This window comes from Rathayibacter sp. VKM Ac-2759 (assembly GCF_009834225.1).
In the GTDB taxonomy this organism is placed as follows: domain Bacteria; phylum Actinomycetota; class Actinomycetes; order Actinomycetales; family Microbacteriaceae; genus Rathayibacter.
Genome location: NZ_CP047176.1, coordinates 2,883,970 through 2,906,629, shown reverse-complemented (window position 1 = coordinate 2,906,629; position 22,660 = coordinate 2,883,970). Strand labels below are relative to the sequence as shown.

The window sequence follows — 22,660 nt, the reverse complement described above, 5'->3', positions numbered from 1 at the left end:
GAGCAACATGGGCGTATACGCGAAGGCCGGTTCGGCCTCACGCGCGCGGACCCTCCGGGCAACCCTCGGCGGAGTCGCCATCCTCGGCGCCAGCGCACTCGTCCTGGCCGGCTGCGCCAGCGGTGGCGACAGCGGCGGCACGGGCACCGACGGCGGCGCTTCCGGCGACCTGTCCCTGAAGATCGGCACGATCCTGCCGCAGACGGGCACCCTGGCCGTCCTCGGCCCGCCCGAGATCGCGGGCGTCGACCTGGCCGTCGCCGACATCAACGAGGCCGCTGCCGGCATCTCGATCGACGTCGAGCAGAAGGACTCGGGCGACACCTCGACCGACATCGCGACGCAGTCCGCGACCTCCCTGATCGCCGACGGCGTCTCGGCCATCGTCGGCGCGGCGTCCTCGGGCGTCTCGAAGACCTTCATCGACCAGGTGACCCAGGCGGGCGTCGTGCAGATCTCGCCGGCGAACACCTCGCCCGACTTCACCACCTACGAGGACGACGGCTACTACTGGCGCACCGCTCCCTCGGACGTGCTGCAGGGCCGCATCCTCGGCAACAAGATCCTGGGCGACGGCAAGACCAACGTCTCGATCCTGTACATGAACGACGCGTACGGCACCGGCCTCGAGTCGAACATCAAGGAGACCCTCGAGGCGGGCGGCGCGACCGTCGCCGCCGAGGAGATCTTCGAGCCGGCCTCGACCGACTTCAACTCGGCCCTGACCACGGTGCTCGCCCCGAACCCCGACGCGCTGGTCGTCATCTCGTTCGACGAGATCAAGACCATCGCGGAGCAGCTCGCGGCGAAGGGCTTCGACTTCTCGAAGCTCTACGGCACGGACGGCAACTACGGCGTCATCGGCGAGTCGGACACCAACGTCGACATCGCCGGCGCGCAGTTCACCAACCCGGGTGTGCAGGCGTCGGAGGACTTCCAGTCCAACCTCCAGGCTCTCGTCGAGGAGCAGGGCAACGACCCGCTGACGGTGTTCAGCTACGCTCCCGAGTCCTACGACGCCACCGTCCTGCTCGCCCTCGCGGCGCTGCAGGGTGGAGCGACGGACGGCGCGACCATCCGCGACAACCTCGAGTCGGTCTCGAAGGACGGCACCGAGTGCACGACCTTCGCCGACTGCGCGGCTCTGCTCGCCGACGACGAGGACATCGACTACAACGGTCTCTCCGGCCCGATCTCGTTCGACGAGAACGGCGACCCGAGCGAGGCCTCGGTGTCGATCTACAAGTACTCGGCCGGCAACGTCACCTCCTTCGAGGAGACCGTCGACGGTTCGCTCGAGTAGCGATCACGTGACACGACTCCGGTCGTGACGCCAGGGGCTCGGTCTTCGGACCGGGCCCCTTCGTCGTGCGCGCTCCCGCCCGCAGAACGCCCGCGGGCACGACGACGACGCCCCGCCGGACCGGCGTGGTCGGGCGGGGCGTCGGGAGGCGCGGGCGTCAGCGCGGGCGGCGCAGCACCCGCACGAGGCCGGCCGGCACGACGAGGGTGCCCGTCGCCTCGGAGCCGGTGAGCAGCTCGACACCCGTCGCGGCGACGGTGACGTCGGCGTCGGAGTGGTTGAGGTGGAACACGAAGTCGGCCTCCTCGCCCGAGCGCGTGACGGTCTCGAGTCCCGCTTCGCCGAGCACCGCCTCGATGCCGGCGTCCCGCAGGGCGTCCTCGACCAGGGCGCCGAGGTCGTCGCCGGAGAGCCGCGTCGACCCGTACCACGAGCGGCCGGTGCCGTAGAGGTGGCGCGTGACCGCGGGCGAGCCGGCGGCCGGTCCGTCGGTGTAGTCGGTGACGGAGTCGGCACCCTCGAGCACGACCTCCTCGGCCCAGCCCGTGGCCGTCGCACCGGAGCCCAGCGTGACCACCTGATCGGCGTAGAGCGGCAGGAACTCCGGCACCGCGACTCCGAGCACCTCGCGCAGCGCACCCGGGGCGCCGCCCGCGTGCACGGCGTCGTTCTCGTCGACGACGCCCGAGAAGTAGGAGGCGACGAACGTGCCGCCCGAGCGGACGTAGCCCTCGATGTTCGCGCGCGAGGCGTCGTCGATCAGGTAGAGCGCCGGGGCCAGCACGATGTCGTAGCCCGACAGGTCGGCTCCCGGGTGCGCGAAGTCGACGGTCACACCGCGGCGCCAGAGCTCGGTGTAGTACGCGATGACCCTCTCGCGGTGCTCGAGCTCGACCGAGGGCCGCCACTCGAGGTCCTGGGCCCAGAACGACTCCCAGTCCCAGAGGATCGCGGCACGGGCGCGGACCCGTGAGCCCAGCACCTCCGAGAGCCCGGCGAGCTCGTCGCCGAGGGCGACGACCTCCTTCCAGATCCGGCTGCCGACACCCGCGTGCGGCAGCATCGCCGAGTGGAACTTCTCGGCTCCGTAGCGCGAGGCGCGGAACTGGAAGTACAGGATCGCGTCCGCGCCGCGGGCGAGGTGGCTCATGCTGTTGCGCGCGAGCTCGCCGGGGCGCTTGGCGATGTTGCGCGGCTGCCAGTTCACGGCCGAGGTCGAGTGCTCCATCAGGATCCACGGGGCGCCGCCGGCGAGCGAGCGGGTGAGGTCGGCGTCCATGGCCAGCAGGACGTGGTTGTCGCGGCGCTCGGCGACGAGGTAGTGGTCGTTGGCGACGAGGTCGACCTCGTCACGCCACTTCCACAGGTCGACGGAGGGGCAGTTGGTCGCCATGAAGTTCGTGGTCACGGGCGTGTCCGGGGCGAAGCGCTTGATGGCGTCTCGCTCGGCGCGGAAGCACTCGAGCAGCGCGTCGGAGGTGAAGCGCGCGAAGTCGAGCCGCTGGGTCTGGTTGACGACGCTGGCCGAGACGCGGGGGGCGTCGATCTCGTCCCACTCGCCGTAGACCTGGCCCCAGAACAGCGTGCCCCAGGCCGCGTTGAGCGCCTCGAGGGAGCCGTAGCGGCGCGCGAGCCAGGTGCGGAAGGCCCGGACGCTGACGTCGGAGTAGTCCTCGCTGATCGGCGCGCCGTACTCGTTGTGCACGTGCCAGAGCACGACCGCGGGGTGCGCGGCGTAGCGCTCGGCGAGCCGCTCGGTGAGGGCGACGCAGGCGGCGCGGTACTCGGGCGAGCTCGGGCTCACCATGCCGCGCGAGCCCCAGCCCAGGGTGACGCCCTCGCGGGTGACCGGGCGGGCCTCGGGGTACTTCGTCCAGAACCAGGCCGGGGGAGCGGCGCTCGGAGTCGCGAGGTCGACGTCGATGCCGGCGTCGTGCAGCAGCTCGATCAGCTCGTCGAGGAACGAGAAGTCGTACTCGCCCTCGCGCGGCTCGAGGAGGGCCCACGAGAAGATCCCGATGCTGACGAGGTTGACCCCGGCGCTGCGCATGAGCGCGATGTCCTCGCGCCACACCTCGCGCGGCCACTGCTCGGGGTTGTAGTCGCCCCCGTACCGGATCTCGGCGCGACCGCCGAGCAGCGCCCGTCCGGGTCGGCCGAGGGCGGCGGTGCGGGGGTGCTCCTGCGTCGCCGACGCGACGGGGGTGCTGAGGTCGCTGGTCATGCGTCGATCTCCTTTGACTGTGTGCGCTCCCAGTTCTAGCACGGATCAGAACCCGCTAGAGCGGCGGCGGCGCTGCCGACCCCGCGAAATGTCCGAGTTGACAGCTCCCGTCCGAGCGTGTGTAACTGTAACCGCTCACAGGCACACCGTCGTCCTCTTCCCGTCGGAGCGCCCGGTGCACCACATCCACAGCACTTTCGACAAGGAGGACGAATGCGCACATCACTCCGCAGGGCCGCCATCGCGACCGCGGCCGTCGCCGCCCTGGCACTCACCGGCTGCACCGCCTCGGGCGATGACAGCGGATCCGGAACCGTAGAACTGAACTACTGGGCCTGGGCCCCGAACCTCGAGCAGGTCGTCGACATCTGGAACTCGGAGCACCCGGAGATCCAGGTCACGGTCAACAAGCAGGACGGCGGCGACCCCGCCATCACGAAGCTGCTCACCGCCATCAAGGCGGGCAGCGGTGCCCCCGACCTGATCCAGGCCGAGTACCAGAAGATCCCGACCCTCGTCGCCTCGGACGCTCTCGCCGACATCTCGGGCGAGATCTCGGACGACCTCGCCGGCGAGTACTCCGACGGCGTCTGGTCGTCGGTCACCCTGGGTGGAGACGCGGTCTACGCGATCCCGCAGGACTCCGGCCCGATGATGGCCTACTACCGCACCGACATCCTGCAGAGCCTCGGCCTCTCGGTCCCCACGACCTGGGACGAGTACGCCGAGGTCGCCCGCGCCGTCCACCAGGCCGACCCGTCGAAGTACCTCGGCACGTTCTCGGCCAACGACGCGGGCTGGTTCGCCGGGCTCGCGCAGCAGGCCGGTGCCTCCTGGTGGTCGATCGACGACCAGAGCTGGGGCGTCGACATCGACGCCGGCCCCACCGAGAAGGTCGCCGACTACTGGGGCGGACTCGTCGAGGAGGGCGCCATCGACAACAAGCCGATGTACACCCCCGAGTGGAACGCCGGTCTGAACGACGGCTCGCAGGTCGGCTGGATCAGCTCGGTCTGGGCGCCCGGTGTCCTCGGCGGCAACGCCCCCGACACCGCCGGTCTCTGGACCGCCGCTCCTCTGCCGCAGTGGGACGCCTCCGCGCCCTCGAACGGCAACTGGGGCGGCTCGAGCACGGCCGTCACGACGCAGTCCGACAAGGTCGACGCCGCGGTCGAGTTCGCCGCCTGGCTGAACAGCGACCCGGAGGCGGTCGCCGCCCTCGCCGACATCTCGGGCGTCTACCCCGCCGCGACCACCGCGGCCGCGGACGCGCTGACGACGTCGCCCGAGTTCTTCAGCACCCAGGCCGACTTCTACGACGTCGCGGCCGAGGCCGCCGACTCCGTGTCGTCGTTCACCTACGGACCCAACGTCAACGTCGCCTTCAGCGCGTACAACGACGAGTTCGCCAAGGCCGCCGACGCGAAGACGAAGCAGGCCTTCGTCGACGCCGTCGCGTCGATGCAGTCGATCACCGAGGACGACCTGGTCTCCAGCGGCTTCTCCGTGAAGTAGCGGTGACGGAGGCGGGAGTCGCCACTCCCGCCTCCGCCCCGCCCCACCCCGCGCGGCGACGCCCGCCGGCACCGAACCACACAGCAAGCAGGACGAGGACCAGCGATGACCGCTCCCACGATCAGCCGACCCGCCGACGGCGCCGCGCCGCCGAGGCGCCGGGGCCGACCCGCCTCCCGGGGCCGCGCGGGCTGGCGCTCGCGCGTCGGGGTGCCGTACGCGATGCTCGCGCCCGGCATCCTGCTCTTCGTCGCCTTCATGGCGGCGCCCATCTTCTACACGCTGTTCCTCAGCTTCCAGAAGAAGCAGGTCACCGGACTCGGGCTCGGCTCGGGTGCGCAGAAGCAGGTGTTCGCCGGTGTCGAGAACTACGTCTCGGCGCTGTCCGACCCCGAGTTCGCGGCGAGCGTGGGCCGCGTGCTGCTGTACGGCCTCATCCTCATCCCGTGCATGCTGGGCCTCGCCCTGCTGTTCGCGCTGCTGCTCGACTCGAAGCGCACCCGCGCCGTCGGCTTCTCGCGGATCTCGATCTTCCTGCCCTACGCGGTGCCCGCCGTCATCAGCTCGCTGCTCTGGGGCTTCCTCTACCTCCCGGCCGTCAGCCCCTTCTACTACGTCTTCGAGCGCCTCGGCTGGGATGCGCCGAGCCTGCTCTCCTCCGGAGCCGTGATCTTCGGCATCGCCAACATCGCGCTGTGGGGTGGCGTCGGCTTCAACATGATCGTCATCTACACGTCGCTGAAGGCGGTCTCGAGCGACATCTACGAGGCGGCCCGGATCGACGGGGCGAGCGAGGTCCAGATCGCACTGCGCATCAAGATCCCGATCCTCGCGCCCGCGCTCGTGATGACGGCGCTGTTCTCGATGGTCGCGACCCTGCAGGTCTTCGCCGAGCCGACGACGCTGCGGCCCCTCACCAACAGCCTCTCGACCAGCTGGTCGCCGCTCATGCTCGTCTACCGCGACGCCTTCACCCGTGACGACATCTACTCCGCCGCGGCGACCTCCGTCGTGATCGCCCTGGCCACCTTCATCATCTCCTTCCTCTTCCTCCGGGTCGTGCAGAAGCGAGCCTTCGGACAGGAGGACTGACCCATGACCGCTCTCGCCACGCGCCCCGGCGCCGCAGCCACCACCCCCCGCTCACCCCTCGCCCGCCGCGAGCGGCCGAGCGCGATCTCGACCGGGATCCTCCTCGTCGGCGCGATCTACTGCCTGTTCCCCGTGTTCTGGGTGCTGATGGCCTCGACGAAGGACGGCGGCGAGCTCTTCTCGACGTTCACCCTCGCGCCGAGCTCGCACCTGATCGACAACATCGTCGCGCTCACCTCGTACCGCGACGGCCTCTTCTGGCGCTGGATGCTGAACACCGCGCTCTACGCGGGGATCGGCGCGATCGCCTCCACCTGGATCTCGGCGCTGTCGGGCTACGTGCTCGCGAAGTTCGAGTTCCCGGGCAAGAAGGCCGTGTTCAACGTCCTGCTGATGGGCGTGCTCGTGCCGGGCGTCATCCTGGCCATCCCGCAGTACTTCCTGCTCGCGAACGTCGGGCTCACGAACACCTTCTGGGGTGTGCTGCTGCCGCAGATCATCAGCCCCTACGGCATCTACCTGGCGCGGATCTACGCCGCCGCGGCCGTCCCCACTGACGTGATCGAGGCGGCCCGCACCGAGGGCGCCGGCGAGATGTACATCTTCTCCAGGATCGCGACGCCGATGCTGCTGCCGGGTCTGGTCACGATCTTCCTCTTCCAGTTCGTCGCGATCTGGAACAACTTCATGCTGCCGTACATCATGCTCGGCAACGACGAGCTGTTCCCGCTCACCGTCGGGCTGAACGGCCTGCTCAACCAGGGCGCCTCCGCGCCGTCGCTCTACACGCTGGTGATCACCGGGGCGCTGCTGTCGGTCATCCCGCTGATCGCGATCTTCCTGGTCCTGCAGCGGTTCTGGAAGGTCGACCTCGCCGCGGGCGCGGTGAAGGCGTGACGTCGGCTGCAGCGTCGCCGCACCCTAAGCTGACCGGGTGACCACCGCCTCCGGCCGCCAGCGTCCGACGATCGAGCACGTCGCCCTCGAGGCGGGCGTCTCGCGCGGCACGGTGTCCCGCGTCCTCAACGGAGGCAAGTGGGTCAGCCCCGACGCGAAGCTCGCGGTCGAGGCGGCGATCAAGAAGACCGGCTACCGCGTCAATCCGCACGCGCGCAGCCTCGCGACCAACCGGACCGACTCGGTGGCGTTCCTGCTCACCGAGGAGCACCAGCTGCTGTTCGAGGACCCGAACTTCTCGACGCTGCTGACGGGAGCCGCCGCGGCCCTCGCCGAGCGCGCGGTGTCGCTCGTGCTGATCATGGCGGGCAGCACCGCCGAGCAGAAGCGCGCGCTCGCCTACCTCGGCGCCGGGCACGTCGACGGCGTGCTCCTGGTCTCGGCGCACGGCGGGCAGGGACTCCTGCGCGAGATCCAGGACCTCGCCGTGCCCGCCATCGCCTGCGGCATCCCGCTCGGCTACGAGAAGCGGATGGGCTACGTGGCCGCCGACGACGAGGAGGGTGCGCGCGAGATGGTCGCGTTCCTCCGCTCGAAGGGCCGCCGTCGGGTCGCGACGATCGCGGGTCCCCGGGACACCCCCGGAGGCCTCACCCGCCTCGCCGGCTACCGGCGCGAGCTGGGCGAGGACTACGACGAGACCCTCGTCCGCTACGGCGACTACAGCCGGCTGAGCGGCGACCGGGCGATGACCGAGCTGATCGAGGCGCGCCCCGATCTCGACGCGGTGTTCGCGGCCAACGACCGGATGGCGGCCGGCGCGATCGACGCCCTGCAGCGGGCGGGTCGGCGGGTGCCGGAGGACGTGTCGGTCGGCGGCTTCGACGACTCGAGCGTCGCGCTCTCGACGGAGCCCGCGCTCACGACGATGCGGCAGCCGTTCGGGCGGATCAGCTCCGAGATGGTGAGGCTCCTGCTGCAGAGCATCGCGGGGGAGAAGCCGGCGGCGATCATCCTGCCCACCGAGCTGATCGAGCGCGGGTCGGCCTGACGCGGCGCCGCGCGATCGATGCCGCCTAGGAGGCGCGCAGCAGCTCCGCCTCCTGGGCGAGGCGGTAGGTGACGAACGAGCGGCTGTAGTTGCGGCGCTTGCCGCCGGTGGTCTCAGCGATGACGACCTGCGCGTACACCCCGACGACCGTCCAGCGGTCGTAGTCGCCGATCGCACCGGTTCCGAAGGTGGCGCCGAGGTCGACGGGTGCAGGGGTGTAGCTCTTCATGGCGGCTCCTTCGAAGGCGGTCGGCACGGGGCGCTCCAGCGCCGGCCGTCTGACGGATCCGCCTCCCCGCCGGGGGCGGAACCCGCCTCCGATCAGGAGGAGAGGGACCGCGCGTCCTGTCGGGAGCGACGTCTCTGTCACCAAAATTACTTCACAGCCCCCCTCGAACCGTCCCTTGGACGGGGGGTGCTGGATCGGAGAGTTCCTCTCGTCCGACGTGCGTCACCAGCGGCAGTAGTCGGTGGCGATGTAGTCGTACAGCGCGCCCCGCACGGCGTCGCTCACGCCGATCGGGACGACCCCGGAGGCGCCGCCGTCGATCGCGACCGAGACCGGCAGGAAGGTGCCGCGCTTGTCCTCCGAGACCGTGTGCGTGCTGCAGTTGCTCGGGACGATCGCGAGGTCGAGCACGACCGGTGCGGAGCCGGCGTCGAGGCGCGCGCCGGCCGGCCAGGAGTCGGCACCGGAGGCGGGGCGCAGCAGGATCGTGCGCGCGACGCCTCCGATCGACACGGTGCCGGGCCCTCCTGCCGGGGTGAGGGTGAGGGCGAGATGGGCGACCGCCCGGCCGTCCTCCTGGGCGACGACGACCTCCTCGCCCGGGAGGATCGCGACGATGCCGGCCACGCGCTCGGCGAGGCAGTCCTCGTCGTGGATGCGGTCGATGCTGCCGAACGGATCGTCGGGGGAGAGCGTCGCCGTGCCCGACACGGCGCCCTGCGTGTAGGCGAGCCGCACGGACGACTCCGGCGACTCGGTGGAGCAGTCGGGGGAGGCGAGCAGGAGGCGCATCGCGGTGGTCGTCCCGGCGCGGACCGTCGTCGGCTCCTCGGTGACGACCGCCTCGGTGAAGGCGGTGGAGTCGAACCGCGCCTCCCAGACGTCGAGCGGAGCGCCGGTGCCGTTCTCGACGAGCACCTCGAGGCGCCTCGGACCGTAGTCGTCGCGGTTCTGCCGGATGCTGACGCTCACGCCCTCGGGGAGCCGCGTCGCGGGCCCGGGAGCGCAGCCGGCGAGGAGCGCCGCCAGGGCGGCGATCACGAGCGCTGACGCGAGGCGGCGCATCCGGCTCCTCCCGGGGGACGCAGAGGGCCCGCCGTCGCCTCTCGGCGGACGACGGGCCCCTGGCGGTGCGGCGGACTCAGCCGCCGACGGTGGGCGTGCTCGTGGTGACCTCGTTGGTCGTCGCGAGCGTGCCGAGGTAGAGCTCGATCACCTTGGGGTCGTTCATGAGCTCGCGCCCCTTGCCCTCGTAGGCGTCGCGACCCTGGTCGAGCACGTAGCCGCGGTCGCAGATCTGCAGCGCGCGGCGCGCGTTCTGCTCGACGATCATGATCGACACCCCGGCCCGGTTGATCCGCTGGACGTTGACGAACGTCTCGTCCTGGCGCATCGGCGAGAGGCCGGCGCTCGGCTCGTCCAGCAGCAGCATCGACGGGTCCATCATCAGGGCCCGGGACATCGCCACCATCTGGCGCTCGCCGCCCGAGAGCGAGCCCGAGCGCTGCTTGAGGCGCTTGGACAGCTCCGGGAACAGCTCGGTGACGAACTCGAGGCGCTCGCGGTACGTCTTCGGCTTCTGGTAGACGCCCATCTCGAGGTTCTCCTCGATGGTGAGCGACGGGAAGACGTTGTTGTTCTGCGGCACGAAGCCGACGCCCTTCGAGACCAGCTTGTCGGCCTTCTGCCCGGTGATGTCCTCGCCGTTCAGGATCACCGTGCCCTGCCGGATGTTGACCAGCCCGAACATCGCCTTCAGGAGGGTCGACTTGCCGGCGCCGTTGGGGCCGATGATGCCGACGAGCTCGCCCTTCTTCACGTAGACGTTCGAGCCGTTCAGGATGTTCACTCCCGGCACGTACCCCGCGTGGAGGTCGTGCGTCTCGAGGGTGTTCTGCGTGTCGACGCTCATTTCTCGTCCTTCCCGAAGTCGACCGCCGGAGAGGCGGGCGCCGTGGCGGGCGGCACGATGCCGGCCTCCTGCGCCTGCTTCTCGACGTCCTCGCGCACGAGGTCCGACTCCATCTCCTCGGCGATCTCGAGCTGTCCCTCGACGGTGCCGAGATCGGTGTCGTGGTGGGCGCCCAGGTAGGCGTCGATGACGGCCTGGTCGTTCATGACTGTGGAGGGCGGACCCTCCGCGACGACCTTGCCCTCGGCCATCACGATCACCCAGTCGGCGATGGTGTTGACCATGTGCATGTCGTGCTCGACGAAGAGCACGGTCATGCCCTCGTCCTTCAGGTTCACGATGTGCCCCAGGAGCGACTGCGTCAGCGCCGGGTTCACGCCGGCCATCGGCTCGTCGAGCATGACCAGCTCGGGATCCGACATCAGCGCGCGCGCCATCTCGAGCAGCTTCTTCTGGCCGCCCGAGAGGCTCGACGCGTAGTCGTCCTTCTTGGTGTCGAGCTTGAACTTCTCGAGCAGGCGGATCGCGCGCTCCTCGATCGACTCCTCCTCCTTCGACCACAGCGGGCGGATGAGCGAGGTGAAGATGTTCTCGCCCTTCTGCCCCTTGGCCCCGAGGAGCATGTTCTCGAGCACCGTCATGCCGCCGAGGGCCTTGGTGAGCTGGAACGTGCGCACCATGCCCATCCGCGACACCTTGTAGGCGGGGACGTTCGCGAGGTTCTTGCCCTTGAAGTTCCAGCGGCCCGTGTTGGGCTTGTCGAAGCCCGTCAGCAGGTTGAAGAACGTCGTCTTGCCGGCACCGTTCGGGCCGATCAGGGCGGTGATGGAGCCGCGGGGGATCTCGACGTGAGCCACGTCGACCGCGGTCAGGCCGCCGAAGCGCCGGCTGACACTGTCGGCGACGACGATGGGGTCCTTCTTCTTGACCCCGGGGACGATCTCGTCCTCGGTGATGTCCGAGACAGGCGTTTTAGGCAAAGTGGAGATCCTTCTTCTTGCCGAAGATCCCCTGGGGTCTGAAGATCACCAGGAGCATGAGCGCGACCCCCACCACGATGAACCGGATCGGGCCGGTCTGCACGGTGGTGAGGCGGATGAGGTCGTTGTTGAGGACCCCGGTGTCGATCCCGAGCGTGAGGAGACCGTCGGTCAGGCCCAGCACGACCCAGAAGATGATCGAGCCGACGACCGGTCCGAAGACCGTCGCGGCACCGCCCAGCAGCATGATCGTGTAGAGGAAGAACGTGAGCTGCGTGCCGTAGTTGTCGGGCTGCAGCGAGCGGGGCAGGATGAACAGCGCTCCGGCCAGGCCGCCCAGCACGCCGCCGAGGATCAGTGCCTGGATCTTGTACGAGAAGACGTTCTTGCCGAGCGAGCGCACGGCGTCCTCGTCCTCGCGGATGCCCTTGATGACACGGCCCCAGGGGCTGCGCATCAGGAGGAACACCAGGAGGCAGGCGAGCAGGACGAGGGTCCAGCCCACGATGCGCACCCACCACTGGTCCTGGGAGTAGGTCAGGACACCGATGCCCCAGCGCCCCTCCGGGAGCGGGTTGAGGTCGTTGAAGGCGCGGGCGGCGCCGTTGATGCCCTCCGAGCCTCCGGTGACCGCCGAGAACTCGGGCGTCTTGACCGAGAGCCGGATGATCTCGGCCGCCGCGATCGTCACGATCGACAGGTAGTCGGCGCGCAGGCGCAGCGTCGGGATGCCGAGGATCAGCGCGAACACCGTCGCCGCGACGATCGTCGCGAGCAGGGAGCCCCAGACGGGCCACTCGAACTTGACCGAGGTGATGGCGAAGGCGTAGCCGCCCACCGCCATGAAGCCGGCCTGTCCGAAGTTGAGCAGTCCCGTGAATCCGAAGTGGATGACCAGGCCGATGGTCGCCAGCGCGTACGCGGCGACGGTGGGGTCGACGATCTGCCCGATCGCCAGCCAGATGAAGTTGAGATTCATGGTGTCAGCCGATCCGTTCCTTGCGACCGAGGATTCCCTGCGGCCTGACCAGCAGGATGATGATCATGAGGACGAGCGGAGCCACGTACTTGAGGTTCTCCGGGATCCAGATCGTCGAGATGTTCATCATCAGGCCGATGATGAGCGAGCCGACCAGCGCTCCGTAGGCGGAGCCGAGCCCGCCGAGCGTGATCGCCGCGAAGATCAGCAGCAGGATCGACGCTCCGGTGTCCCAGCGCAGCGACTGGTAGTAGCCGATGTAGACGCCCGCGAGTGCGGCCAGGGCGCCCGAGAGCACCCAGACCACTCGGATGACGCGCTCGACGTTGATGCCCGAGGCGGAGGCGAGGGCCCGGTTGTCGGACACCGCGCGCATCGCCTTGCCGATCTTGGTCTTGGTCAGCACCAGGGCGACGCCCACGATGCAGATGACCCCGACGACCGCACCGACGAGGTCGGTGAACTTCAGGCTGATCCCGAGCTCGGGCACCGTGAAGAACGGAGCGGTGCTGTTGGGGAGCGACAGGCGGTCGGCGCCGAAGAAGAACACGAAGGTGTAGCGCAGCGCGAGCGAGAGGCCGATCGTGACGATCATCAGCGGGATCAGCTGGATGCCCTTCTTGCGCAGCGGCTTCCAGAGCAGGCCGTCCTGCGCGAAGCCGAAGGCGCCTCCGAGGATCACCGCTAACGGGATCGCGAGCAGCGCGGGCAGCCCGAAGACGCCCGAGAAGAGGTAGGCCATCAGGGCGCCGAAGGTGACCAGCTCGCCGTGGGCGAAGTTGTTCAGCCCCGTCACGCCGTAGATCAGCGAGGCGCCGATCGCGGCGAGGGCGATCAGGAGGCCGAAGATCAGACCGGTGACGACCTTGGGCCAGAAGATGATCCAGAAGGTGTCGGCCGACACGGGCGGCGTGATCGCGTTCGAGGTGCCGTCGGGGTTGGTCGCGCCGTTGCCGGTGGTGCCCTCGGTGGCGGGAGTGGTGGGGGACGCGGAGTCCGTCGGGACCGGTGCGGTCGCCCCGGAGCCGATCGGGTTCGCCGTCGAGACGATGAAGTTCACGATCTGGTTCTGCGAGGCGACGATCTTCACCTCCTTCGGGTTCTGACCGGCGGCCGGGTAGCCCTTGTCGGCGGGGAGCGTCTGCTCGTCGACCGTCACGGTGTACGTGCCCGCGGCGTCGAGCGGGAACGTGGCCCGGCCGTCGTCGCCGGTGGTCACCGTCGCGGAGGCGTCACCGGCGATCTCGACGGTCACGCCGGCGAGGTTCTCGTTCGTGCCCTGGACGCGGACCCAGGCGATGATCGACTGGTCGGCGGTCGTTTCGGCGAGTGCGGCGGGCGCGGCGGCGGCGAGACCGGTGAGGGTCGCGGCGAGCAGGCCGAGCGCGAGCAGGCGGTCGCGGACGACGCGGAATCGCGGGGGTCTCCTATCCACGGGGCGCCTCCCGGTCCGTCGGATGCAGGGTCGTCGAGCGCTTGTGGCGCGTCGAACGGCTGGCTGTGAGCAAGACGTCTACCTCTCGTCAGGGTGCACAGACGGATGGGGTCTCCGGGCAGGGCCGAATCGCCGTCGTCAAACAACGTTGGTTGACCATACGTTCCGCATGTGTCGGTGGTGTTTCCCCGTCGGCACGTACGCGTGACGACATTATGCGGGGCGGAGAGCGCTCCCGCGTGCGGGAACCGCAGTGCTTGCGCTCCTGGCCCTCCGTCCCTGCGGAATAGACGGCCCGCCCCGGCGCTTAAGATTGAGCATCCGGGCACTCGGGACCGGACGCCCTCCTCCCTCCTCCCGGGCAGCCGCTGTCGACCTGATTAAGGGGCCTTGATGGACCAGCCGGATCCCTTCGGATTCCTCGGACTCACCTACGACGACGTCATGCTCCTCCCCGGGCACACCGACGTCATCCCGAGCGAGGCCGACACGACCTCCCGGCTCACCAAGCGGATCACCGTCGCCACCCCCCTCCTCTCGGCGGCCATGGACACGGTCACCGAGGCGCGGATGGCGATCGCCATGGCGCGCCAGGGCGGGATCGGCATCCTGCACCGCAACCTCTCGATCGCCGACCAGGCCGACCAGGTCGACCGCGTGAAGCGCAGCGAGTCGGGGATGGTCTCGAACCCCGTCACCACGACCCCCGACGCGACCGTCGCCCAGGTCGACGAGCTCTGCGGGCAGTACCGCATCAGCGGACTCCCCGTCGTCGACTCCACCGGCGTCCTCGTCGGCATCATCACCAACCGCGACATGCGCTTCGTCTCGCCGTTCGAGAAGGCCTCGACCCTCGTCCGCGACGTGATGACCAGCTCCGGACTCATCACCGGTCGCGTCGGCATCCCCGACAGCGAGGTCATCGCGCTGTTCGCGCAGCACAAGATCGAGAAGCTGCCCCTCGTGGACGAGCAGGGCAAGCTCGCCGGGCTCATCACGGTCAAGGACTTCGACAAGTCGGAGCAGTACCCCAACGCCACGAAGGACGCCTCCGGACGCCTCCGCGTCGGGGCCGCCATCGGCTTCTTCGGCGACGCCTGGCAGCGCGCCACCGCACTCCTCGAGGCCGGAGTCGACGTGATCGTCGTCGACACGGCCAATGGCGACTCCGCCGGCGTCCTCGACATCATCCGCCGCCTCAAGGCCGACCCCGCCTTCGCAGGAGTCGACGTCATCGGCGGCAACGTCGCCACCCGCTCCGGCGCCCAGGCGCTCGTCGACGCCGGCGCCGACGCCATCAAGGTCGGAGTCGGCCCCGGCTCGATCTGCACCACGCGCGTCGTCGCGGGCGTCGGCGTGCCCCAGGTCACCGCCGTCTACGAGGCGTCCCTCGCCGCCCGCGAGGCCGGCGTCCCGGTCATCGCCGACGGCGGCCTCCAGTACTCCGGAGACATCGCCAAGGCCCTCGTGGCCGGCGCCGACACCGTCATGCTCGGCTCGCTCCTCGCCGGCTGCGAGGAGAGCCCCGGCGACCTCGTCTTCCAGAACGGCAAGCAGTTCAAGAACTACCGCGGCATGGGCTCCCTCGGCGCCCTCCAGACCCGCGGCGAGCGCACCTCCTACTCGAAGGACCGCTACTTCCAGTCGGACGTGCCGACCGACGACAAGCTGATCGCCGAGGGCATCGAGGGGCAGGTGCCGTACCGCGGACCGCTCGCGAACGTGGCGTACCAGCTCGCCGGCGGGCTGCGGCAGTCGATGTTCTACGTGGGGGCGCGGACGATCTCGGAGCTCAAGGAGCGCGGGAAGTTCGTGCGGATCACGGCGGCGGGGCTCAAGGAGTCGCATCCGCATGATGTGCAGATGGTGGTGGAGGCGCCGAACTACCGGCGCTGAGGGTCTGCTTCTGGTGAGGGGCCGGCGGCGGATCGCGACGGCGGCCCCTCTGCCCGATGGGCCTTCGGCCCATACGCCCACCACGCCGGAGGGGCCGCCGTCGCGATCCGCCACCTCTCCCGGAGGCGCGGCAGCCTGCTGGTGACCGAGGGACGCAGCGCGAGCGAGGCGGAGCCTCGCCGCGACTGCGCCTGCTCTCGGCAGCGCGAGTGGGCTTCGCCCACCGCGACTGCGTCTGCTCTCGGCAGCGCGAGTGGGCTTCGCCCACCGCGACTGCGTCCGGGCGTGCGCCGAACGGGCGCACGTGACCACGTCGGGAGGCCGACCGCGGCCGTGCAACGAGCGCAGTGAGGCGCGTGGCCGGCGAGCACCGGTAAACTCGTCCGGTGACTGAGATCGAGATCGGGCGAAGCAAGCGCGCCCGCCGTGCCTACGCCTTCGACGACATCGCCGTCGTCCCGAGCCGGCGGACGAGGGATCCCGAAGTGGTGTCGGTGAAGTGGGCGATCGACGCCTACCAGTTCGAGACTCCGATCCTCGCGGCGCCGATGGACTCGGTGGTGTCGCCCGCGACGGCCATCACGCTCGGGCGGCTCGGGGCGCTCGGGGTGCTCGACCTCGAGGGTCTGTGGACGCGCTACGAGGACCCGGAGCCGCTGCTCGCCGAGATCCGCGAGCTGCCCGCCGAGCGCGCGACGCAGCGCATGCAGGAGATCTACTCGGAGCCGATCAAGCCCGAGCTGGTGACGGCGCGCCTCAACGAGATCCGCGCCGCGGGCGTGACGGTCGCCGGCGCCCTGTCGCCGCAGCGCACCGCCGAGCTGTACCAGACGGTCGTCGACGCGGGAGTCGACGTGTTCGTCATCCGCGGCACCACCGTGTCGGCCGAGCACGTCTCGCGCGACAAGGAGCCGCTCAACCTCAAGAAGTTCATCTACGAGCTCGACGTGCCCGTGATCGTCGGCGGGGCCTCGACCTACACGGCCGCCCTGCACCTCATGCGCACCGGAGCGGCGGGCGTGCTCGTCGGCTTCGGAGGCGGCGCCGCGTCGACCACGCGCGCCACGCTGGGCATCCAGGCTCCGATGGCGACCGCGGTCGCCGACGTCGCCGGCGCTCGCCGCGACTACCTCGACGAGTCGGGCGGACGCTATGTGCACGTCATCGCCGACGGCGGCCTCGGCACGTCCGGCGACATCGTGAAGGCCGTGGCGGTCGGCGCCGACGCCGTCATGCTCGGATCGGCTCTCGCGCGCGCCACCGACGCTCCCGGCGGCGGCTGGCACTGGGGCCAGGAGGCGCACCACCAGCAGCTTCCCCGCGGCCGCCGCGTGCAGGTCGGCACGGTCGGCACCCTCGAGCAGGTCCTCTACGGCCCCGCGACCGACTCGAACGGCACCGCCAACCTGATCGGAGCGCTCCGCCGCTCGATGGCGACCACCGGCTACTCCGACCTCAAGGAGTTCCAGCGCGTCGAGGTCGTCGTCGCGCCCTACCAGCCCAGCTGACGCCTCACCGCTCGAGGGAACCCCGGACCGTCGAGAGGGACCGCTGCAACGGGCGGCCTCGACGGATGGGGGTTCCCTCGGCGTTCCCCTCCGGCGAACGGCCGCGGGGGCGACGGTGGGCGCGCCTAAGCTGGGAGGGTCCCCGAGGTAGGAGCGCCGCGAGGCGCGGATGGAGCACGCATGGTCGAGGTCCGCAGGGTCAAGCTGCCCGGAGTCGGCGTTCTGCACACGTTCCTGACGGCCGACGGGGGCAAGGTCGGCGTCATCGCCCACCGCTCCGGCCACAGCGACCTGATCACGTTCGCGGAGGGCGACCAGGACGGCGCCAAGGTGAGCCTCCGCCTCAACGACGACGAGGCGCACACCCTGGCCGAGCTGCTCGGCGGCACCCAGATCACGGAGTCGCTCACCGCGCTCGACCAGATCCCCGGCCTCTCGATCGACTGGTTCACCGTCGACTACGACGACCACATCGCCGGGCAGCAGCTCGGCAAGCCCGCCGACCGCGGGATCGTCGGGCTCACGGTGGTGGCCGTGGTCCGCGGCGACGCGGCCAACCCCGCGCCGGCGCCCGACTTCCGCGTGTTCCCCGGCGACACCCTCGTGGTCGCGGGCAGCCCGGAGAAGGTCGCCAAGGCGTTCTCCTTCTTCCGCTCCGGCGTCTTCGCCAAGGCCCCCGAGACGCCGCCCGGGGTCTGAGGATGCACCACGGCGAAGACCTCATCGTCCTGGGCATCCTGTTCGTCGTCGCCTACGTCCTCGGCCGCCTGGGGCGGACGATCGGGCTCCCGGCGATCCCCATCTACATGGTCGTCGGCCTCCTCGCGAGCCCGAACTTCCACTGGTTCCCGCTCGACTTCGACTCCACCTACATCGAGCTGACGGCCGTCTTCGGTCTGATCCTGCTGCTTTTCAACCTCGGACTCGAGTTCGACCAGGACGAGTTCTTCGGCAACGCCGGGCGGCTCATCCTCTCCGGCGGCACCTACATCGGCGTCAACATGGCGGCCGGGCTCGGCTTCGGGTTCCTGCTGGGCTGGGGGAGTCAGGAGGCGCTCGTCGTCGCCGGCATCACCGCGACGAGCTCCAGTGCCATCGTCACCAAGCTGCTGATCGAGCTCAAGCGGCTGGCCAACCCCGAGACTCCGATGATCCTGGGCGTCACCGTCGTCGAGGACATCTTCATCGCGGTCTACCTCGCGATCGTGTCGGTCGTGCTCTCGGGCGAGACCGAGCCGTGGCCGGTCGTCCTCAAGCTGCTGATCGCGTTCGCGTTCCTGGTCGTGATGTTCACGATCGCGCGCTGGGGCGGGCGCGTCGTCTCGAGGCTGTTCCGCACCCGTGACGACGAGCTGTTCACCATCCTCTTCTTCGGCCTCGCCCTGCTCTTCGGCGGCATCGGCGAGGTGCTCGGCGTCACCGACGCGATCGGCGCGTTCCTGATCGGGCTGGTGATCGGAGCCACGCGGTTCCGCTCGCGCGTCGAGCACATCGCCATCCCGCTCCGCGACGTGTTCGGCGCGTTCTTCTTCGTGAACTTCGGCCTCGGCCTCGACCCGAGCGCGTTCCCGGCCGTCGTCGTGCCGGTGATCGCCGCCGCCGTCATGACCATCGTGCTCAACCTCGGCGCCGGTCAGTTCGTCGCCTGGCTCAACAAGCTCGGTCCGCGCGCCGGGCTGAACGCGGCGTTCATCCTGCACAACCGGGGCGAGTTCGCGCTGATCCTGGCGACGCTGTCGCTCTCGGCGGGCCTCGACGAGCGGATCCAGCCGTTCGCCGGCCTCTACGTGCTGATCATGGCGATCGTCGGGCCGATCCTCGCGTCGCGGTCGGAGAGCATCGGACTCCTCCTGTCGCGGCGCCGTCACCGGCCGGCACCGGCCGCACGCACGACGATGGCGGACGAGGAGTTCGCGCTCGTCGAGGCGGCGATGGGCGCGCCGGCTCCGCAGGAGGGCACCGACACCTCCGGCGTCGCGACCACCCCGGTCCCGGTGAGGCCGATCGAGCGGGACGAGCTCGACGACGAGTTCCCCGACCCGATGCGCCAGGCCCTCATCGACCAGGCGATGCAGCAGTCCGACGGAGGCGAGCCGATCCGTCCGCGCCGCCCCGTCGAACCCGACTACTGATCCCCGGGAGCTCCCATCCGCGACGGCTAGGCTCGTCGGGTCCGCGCTCGGGAGCGGATCCGGCACGAACGAGGGACGCATGACGCAGAGCACGGTCTGGCAGGTCGCGCGGCGTCCGCGCTGGATCGGCGCACTGCTGCTCGCGCTCGTGATCGCCGCCCTCTTCGCCGCGCTCGGCCAGTGGCAGATCGGGCGCGCGGTCGACGCCGCGGCGCCCGACTCCGGTGTCTCCGAGACGGTGCTGCCGCTCGACGAGGTCGCGGCGCCCTCCGCTCCGATCTCCGCCACCGCCGACGGCCAGCGCGTGGCGGCCTCCTCCACTCTCGTCCCGGGCGGCGCCGAGGTGCTCGGCGGACGCCTGAACGGCGGCGACGAGGGCTGGTGGGTGATCGCGCGCACGCGCACCGACTCCGCGGATCTCGTGGTCGCCTACGGCTGGACGCCGGACGAGGGCACCGCCCGCGAGGTCGCCGAGCGCCTGAACAGCGGGAGCGAGACGGTTCCGTCGTCGTTCGAGGGCCGGCTGGTCGCGAACGAGGCGGCGGAGGCGCCGGCCGAGGGCGCGGATCCGCTGACCCTCACCGCGCTCTCGATCCCCGCCCTGATCAACCGCTGGCCCGACCCTCCCGAGGACGTCTACCAGGGCTACGTCGTCGTCGACCAGCCGGTCGAGGGGCTCGAGGCCATCGACTCGCCGGCGCGGCAGACCGACGTCTCGCTCAACTGGCTCAACGTCTTCTACGCCGTCGAGTGGGTGGTCTTCGCCGGCTTCGCGCTCTACCTCTGGTACCGCCTCGTGCGCGACGCGTGGGAGCGCGAGACCGAGGAGGCCCTCGACGCCGAGGCGCTCGCCCGGGCCACCGCCCCCTCCGCCGCGTCGTAAACTGGAGCCCATGCCCCTCGAGCCCAAGCCCGCGCAGTTCCCTGCGATCCGGAGCGCGCTGCGCTTCTACCGGGTGACCTCGATCATCACGGGCGTCATGCTGCTCCTGCTCTGCGCCGAGATGCTGCTGAAGTACGTGTTCCACCTCGAGCTGTTCGCGTTCGGCCAGCAGGGCGTGCTGCACTTCGCACCGATGTACGAGGTGCCCGGAGGCGAGTTCGAGTCGAGCGGCACGGGCGCGAACGTGTCCACCGGCATCCTCATCGCGCACGGCTGGTTCTACGTCGTGTACCTCTTCTCGGACTTCCGCCTGTGGAGCCTGATGCGCTGGCCGTTCAGCCGCTTCATCCTGATCGCGCTCGGCGGTGTGATCCCCACCCTCTCCTTCTTCGTCGAGGGCCGCATCGCTCGCGAGGTCGAGCAGTACCTCGCCCGCCGCAGCGCCGATCCGACGACCCCCCAGACCCCGACCGACTCCGTGGAGGCCCCCCATCAGTGAGAAGCAGCCCGGCCCCGAGGCGGCGCTCCCGCACCTCGCCGCCCAGCCCGTCCTCGTCGTCGACTTCGGCGCCCAGTACGCCCAGCTGATCGCGCGGCGCGTCCGTGAGGCCAACGTCTACTCCGAGATCGTGCCCTCGAACACGACGGCCGCCGAGATCGCGGCCAAGTCGCCGGTCGGCATCATCCTCTCGGGAGGCCCCTCCAGCGTCTACGAGGAGGGGGCCCCGCAGCTCGACCCCGCGATCTTCGATCTCGGCGTGCCCGTCCTGGGCATCTGCTACGGCTTCCAGGTGATGGCCAAGACGCTCGGCGGCGAGGTGGCCAACACCGGGCTCCGCGAGTACGGGGCCACGGATGCGGCGCTGTCGCAGGAGGGCGGCGTGCTCCTCGGCGACCAGCCCGCCGACCAGACCGTGTGGATGAGCCACGGCGACTCGGTCGCGAAGGCTCCCGAGGGCTTCGAGGTCCTCGCCTCGACCACCTCGACCCCCGTCGCGGCGTTCGGCAGCGACGAGCGGCGCCTGTACGGCGTGCAGTGGCACCCCGAGGTCAAGCACTCCGCGTACGGCCAGGCCGTCATCGAGAACTTCCTGCACCGCGCCGCGGGCATCCCGGCCGACTGGAACTCGTCGAACGTCATCGACGACCAGGTCGCGCTGATCCGCGAGCAGGTCGGCTCGGGCCGCGTCATCTGCGGTCTCTCCGGAGGCGTGGACTCGGCCGTCGCCGCCGCCATCGTGCACCGCGCGGTCGGCGACCAGCTGACCTGCGTCTTCGTCGACCACGGACTCCTCCGCAAGGACGAGCGCCGCCAGGTCGAGGAGGACTACGTCGCCGCGACGGGCGTCCGCCTCGTCACCGTCGACGCGCGCGAGCAGTTCCTCGACGCCCTCGCCGGCGTCAGCGACCCGGAGCAGAAGCGCAAGATCATCGGCCGCGAGTTCATCCGCAGCTTCGAGGGCGCCGCCGAGGCGCTCGTCCTCGAGGCACAGGGCGACGGAGCGTCGATCGACTTCCTCGTGCAGGGCACGCTCTACCCCGACGTGGTCGAGTCGGGAGGGGGCACCGGCACGGCGAACATCAAGTCGCACCACAACGTCGGCGGCCTGCCGGAGGACCTGCAGTTCGCGCTCGTCGAGCCGCTGCGCACCCTGTTCAAGGACGAGGTCCGCGCCATCGGCCGCGAGCTGGGACTCCCCGAGGCGATCGTCGGCCGCCAGCCGTTCCCCGGCCCCGGCCTCGGCATCCGCATCGTCGGCGAGGTCACCCAGGAGCGGCTCGACCTGCTCCAGGAGGCCGACGCGATCGTCCGCGCCGAGCTGACCGCCGCGGGCCTCGACAACGAGATCTGGCAGTGCCCTGTCGTGCTGCTGGCCGACGTGCGCTCGGTGGGCGTGCAGGGCGACGGCCGCACCTACGGCCACCCCATCGTGCTGCGCCCCGTCTCCTCCGAGGACGCGATGACCGCCGACTGGACGCGACTGCCCTACGACCTGCTGGCCCGCATCTCGAACCGGATCACGAACGAGGTGAGCGGCGTGAACCGCGTCGTGCTGGACGTCACGTCCAAGCCCCCGGGCACCATCGAGTGGGAGTGACGCGGGCCTCCGCACGGCCATCTGCGGCGTTGTCGTCGGTCGCGATACCTCCGGTATCGTTCCCTCCTCCGCCTTGCAGCTGACCGCGCGGAGACCCGCGTCCGTGCACCGACGGGCCTCCTCGCGGGGGCCCGTTCGTCGCTCCCAGCGGGGCGCGTCCTCTAGACGGGGGTGTCGAGCACGCCGACGAAGCGGGTGCCGATGCCGTCGTACTCGTCGCGGCGGTGCGCCTCCGGGTGGTGCGGCCACTCGCCGGGAGCGTGGTCCTCGCAGACGAGGAACGTGAAGTCGGGCCACCACTTCTTGGGGCGCGCGGCCTCGGAGCGGCCGCAGATCGCGCAGTCGAGGGTGACCCAGACGGGGCGCTTGCCGGTGCGGTTCGCGCGGGACTGGACCAGCCAGGGCGGCGGCTCCTGCTCGAGGGCGGCGAACTCCTCCTCGGAGAGGCGGGTCGGCAGTCCGTGCCGAGTCGCCATCTCGACGGGGATGTCGAGGCGCTGGGCGGCCTCGCGTCGCGTGATCATC

General features: G+C 70.3%; 20 protein-coding genes. 12 read left to right on the top strand and 8 right to left on the bottom strand.

Translation table 11 applies throughout. The features are described from left to right. Window positions 1-7 precede the first annotated feature (7 nt). Window positions 8-1,303, top strand: a complete 1,296-nt coding sequence (locus GSU68_RS13470; protein ID WP_159909144.1) for an ABC transporter substrate-binding protein — start codon at window positions 8-10, stop codon at window positions 1,301-1,303. Between the two features lie 157 nt (window positions 1,304-1,460). Here the strand turns inward: GSU68_RS13470 and GSU68_RS13465 are convergent, their stop codons facing one another. Then, complete coding sequence (locus GSU68_RS13465) at window positions 1,461-3,527, bottom strand: beta-galactosidase (protein ID WP_159909142.1); 2,067 nt, start codon at window positions 3,525-3,527, stop codon at window positions 1,461-1,463. Between the two features lie 213 nt (window positions 3,528-3,740). Between GSU68_RS13465 and GSU68_RS13460 the strand changes: the two genes are divergently transcribed. From GSU68_RS13460 to GSU68_RS13445, 4 genes are all read left to right on the top strand, one after another. Then, the gene (locus tag GSU68_RS13460; RefSeq protein ID WP_159909140.1) at window positions 3,741-5,042 is read left to right on the top strand and encodes an extracellular solute-binding protein; all 1,302 of its coding nucleotides are present in this window, start codon (window positions 3,741-3,743) and stop codon (window positions 5,040-5,042) included. Window positions 5,043-5,264: 222 nt separating this feature from the next. After that, window positions 5,265-6,134, top strand: a complete 870-nt coding sequence (locus tag GSU68_RS13455) for a sugar ABC transporter permease (protein WP_244259505.1) — start codon at window positions 5,265-5,267, stop codon at window positions 6,132-6,134. Between the two features lie 3 nt (window positions 6,135-6,137). Beyond that, complete coding sequence (locus GSU68_RS13450) at window positions 6,138-7,031, top strand: carbohydrate ABC transporter permease (RefSeq protein ID WP_159909136.1); 894 nt, start codon at window positions 6,138-6,140, stop codon at window positions 7,029-7,031. 37 nt (window positions 7,032-7,068) lie between these two features. Beyond that, window positions 7,069-8,082: a LacI family DNA-binding transcriptional regulator gene (locus GSU68_RS13445; RefSeq protein WP_159909134.1), complete on the top strand. Its 1,014-nt coding sequence runs from the start codon at window positions 7,069-7,071 to the stop codon at window positions 8,080-8,082. Window positions 8,083-8,107: 25 nt separating this feature from the next. Here GSU68_RS13445 and GSU68_RS13440 read toward each other — a convergent pair whose 3' ends face one another. The 6 genes from GSU68_RS13440 to GSU68_RS13415 all read right to left on the bottom strand — a co-directional run bounded on the left by GSU68_RS13440 (window position 8,108) and on the right by GSU68_RS13415 (window position 13,617). Further along, entirely contained in the window at window positions 8,108-8,311 is a 204-nt protein-coding gene (locus tag GSU68_RS13440; RefSeq protein ID WP_056037195.1) for a hypothetical protein, read from the bottom strand. Window positions 8,312-8,533: 222 nt separating this feature from the next. Next, window positions 8,534-9,376, bottom strand: a complete 843-nt coding sequence (locus GSU68_RS13435; RefSeq protein ID WP_159909132.1) for a hypothetical protein — start codon at window positions 9,374-9,376, stop codon at window positions 8,534-8,536. Between the two features lie 76 nt (window positions 9,377-9,452). Beyond that, window positions 9,453-10,223 (bottom strand): ABC transporter ATP-binding protein, encoded by a 771-nt coding sequence (locus tag GSU68_RS13430; RefSeq protein WP_159909130.1) that lies wholly within the window; start codon window positions 10,221-10,223, stop codon window positions 9,453-9,455. Further along, a complete protein-coding gene (locus tag GSU68_RS13425; RefSeq protein ID WP_159909128.1) occupies window positions 10,220-11,203 on the bottom strand; it encodes an ABC transporter ATP-binding protein in 984 nt (327 codons plus the stop codon). The genes GSU68_RS13430 and GSU68_RS13425 overlap by 4 nt, the downstream gene beginning before the upstream one ends. Next, entirely contained in the window at window positions 11,196-12,182 is a 987-nt protein-coding gene (locus GSU68_RS13420) for a branched-chain amino acid ABC transporter permease (protein WP_056037184.1), read from the bottom strand. The genes GSU68_RS13425 and GSU68_RS13420 overlap by 8 nt, the downstream gene beginning before the upstream one ends. 4 nt (window positions 12,183-12,186) lie before the next feature. After that, a complete protein-coding gene (locus GSU68_RS13415; protein ID WP_244259282.1) occupies window positions 12,187-13,617 on the bottom strand; it encodes a branched-chain amino acid ABC transporter permease in 1,431 nt (476 codons plus the stop codon). A 393-nt stretch (window positions 13,618-14,010) separates the two neighbouring features. On the opposite strand from GSU68_RS13415, the gene guaB reads away from it, so the two are divergent. The 7 genes from guaB (at window position 14,011) to guaA (ending at window position 22,135) form a co-directional block, all read left to right on the top strand. After that, on the top strand, window positions 14,011-15,513 hold the full coding sequence (guaB, locus tag GSU68_RS13410) for an IMP dehydrogenase (RefSeq protein WP_159909125.1): 1,503 nt from the start codon (window positions 14,011-14,013) through the stop codon (window positions 15,511-15,513). A 386-nt stretch (window positions 15,514-15,899) separates the two neighbouring features. Continuing rightward, window positions 15,900-17,021 (top strand): GuaB3 family IMP dehydrogenase-related protein, encoded by a 1,122-nt coding sequence (locus GSU68_RS13405; protein WP_159909123.1) that lies wholly within the window; start codon window positions 15,900-15,902, stop codon window positions 17,019-17,021. 180 nt (window positions 17,022-17,201) lie between these two features. Then, window positions 17,202-17,720, top strand: a complete 519-nt coding sequence (locus GSU68_RS13400; RefSeq protein WP_159909121.1) for a TrkA C-terminal domain-containing protein — start codon at window positions 17,202-17,204, stop codon at window positions 17,718-17,720. A 2-nt stretch (window positions 17,721-17,722) separates the two neighbouring features. Beyond that, window positions 17,723-19,153 (top strand): cation:proton antiporter, encoded by a 1,431-nt coding sequence (locus GSU68_RS13395; RefSeq protein ID WP_159909119.1) that lies wholly within the window; start codon window positions 17,723-17,725, stop codon window positions 19,151-19,153. Between the two features lie 79 nt (window positions 19,154-19,232). After that, on the top strand, window positions 19,233-20,036 hold the full coding sequence (locus GSU68_RS13390) for an SURF1 family cytochrome oxidase biogenesis protein (RefSeq protein ID WP_159909117.1): 804 nt from the start codon (window positions 19,233-19,235) through the stop codon (window positions 20,034-20,036). 10 nt (window positions 20,037-20,046) lie between these two features. Next, the gene (locus GSU68_RS13385) at window positions 20,047-20,535 is read left to right on the top strand and encodes a DUF3817 domain-containing protein (protein ID WP_159909115.1); all 489 of its coding nucleotides are present in this window, start codon (window positions 20,047-20,049) and stop codon (window positions 20,533-20,535) included. Continuing rightward, a complete protein-coding gene (gene guaA / locus GSU68_RS13380) occupies window positions 20,528-22,135 on the top strand; it encodes a glutamine-hydrolyzing GMP synthase (protein ID WP_159910295.1) in 1,608 nt (535 codons plus the stop codon). Before GSU68_RS13385 ends, guaA begins: the two co-directional genes overlap by 8 nt. A 161-nt stretch (window positions 22,136-22,296) precedes the next feature. Here guaA and GSU68_RS13375 read toward each other — a convergent pair whose 3' ends face one another. Next, window positions 22,297-22,659 (bottom strand): hypothetical protein, encoded by a 363-nt coding sequence (locus GSU68_RS13375; protein ID WP_159909113.1) that lies wholly within the window; start codon window positions 22,657-22,659, stop codon window positions 22,297-22,299. Window position 22,660: the final 1 nt, after the last annotated feature.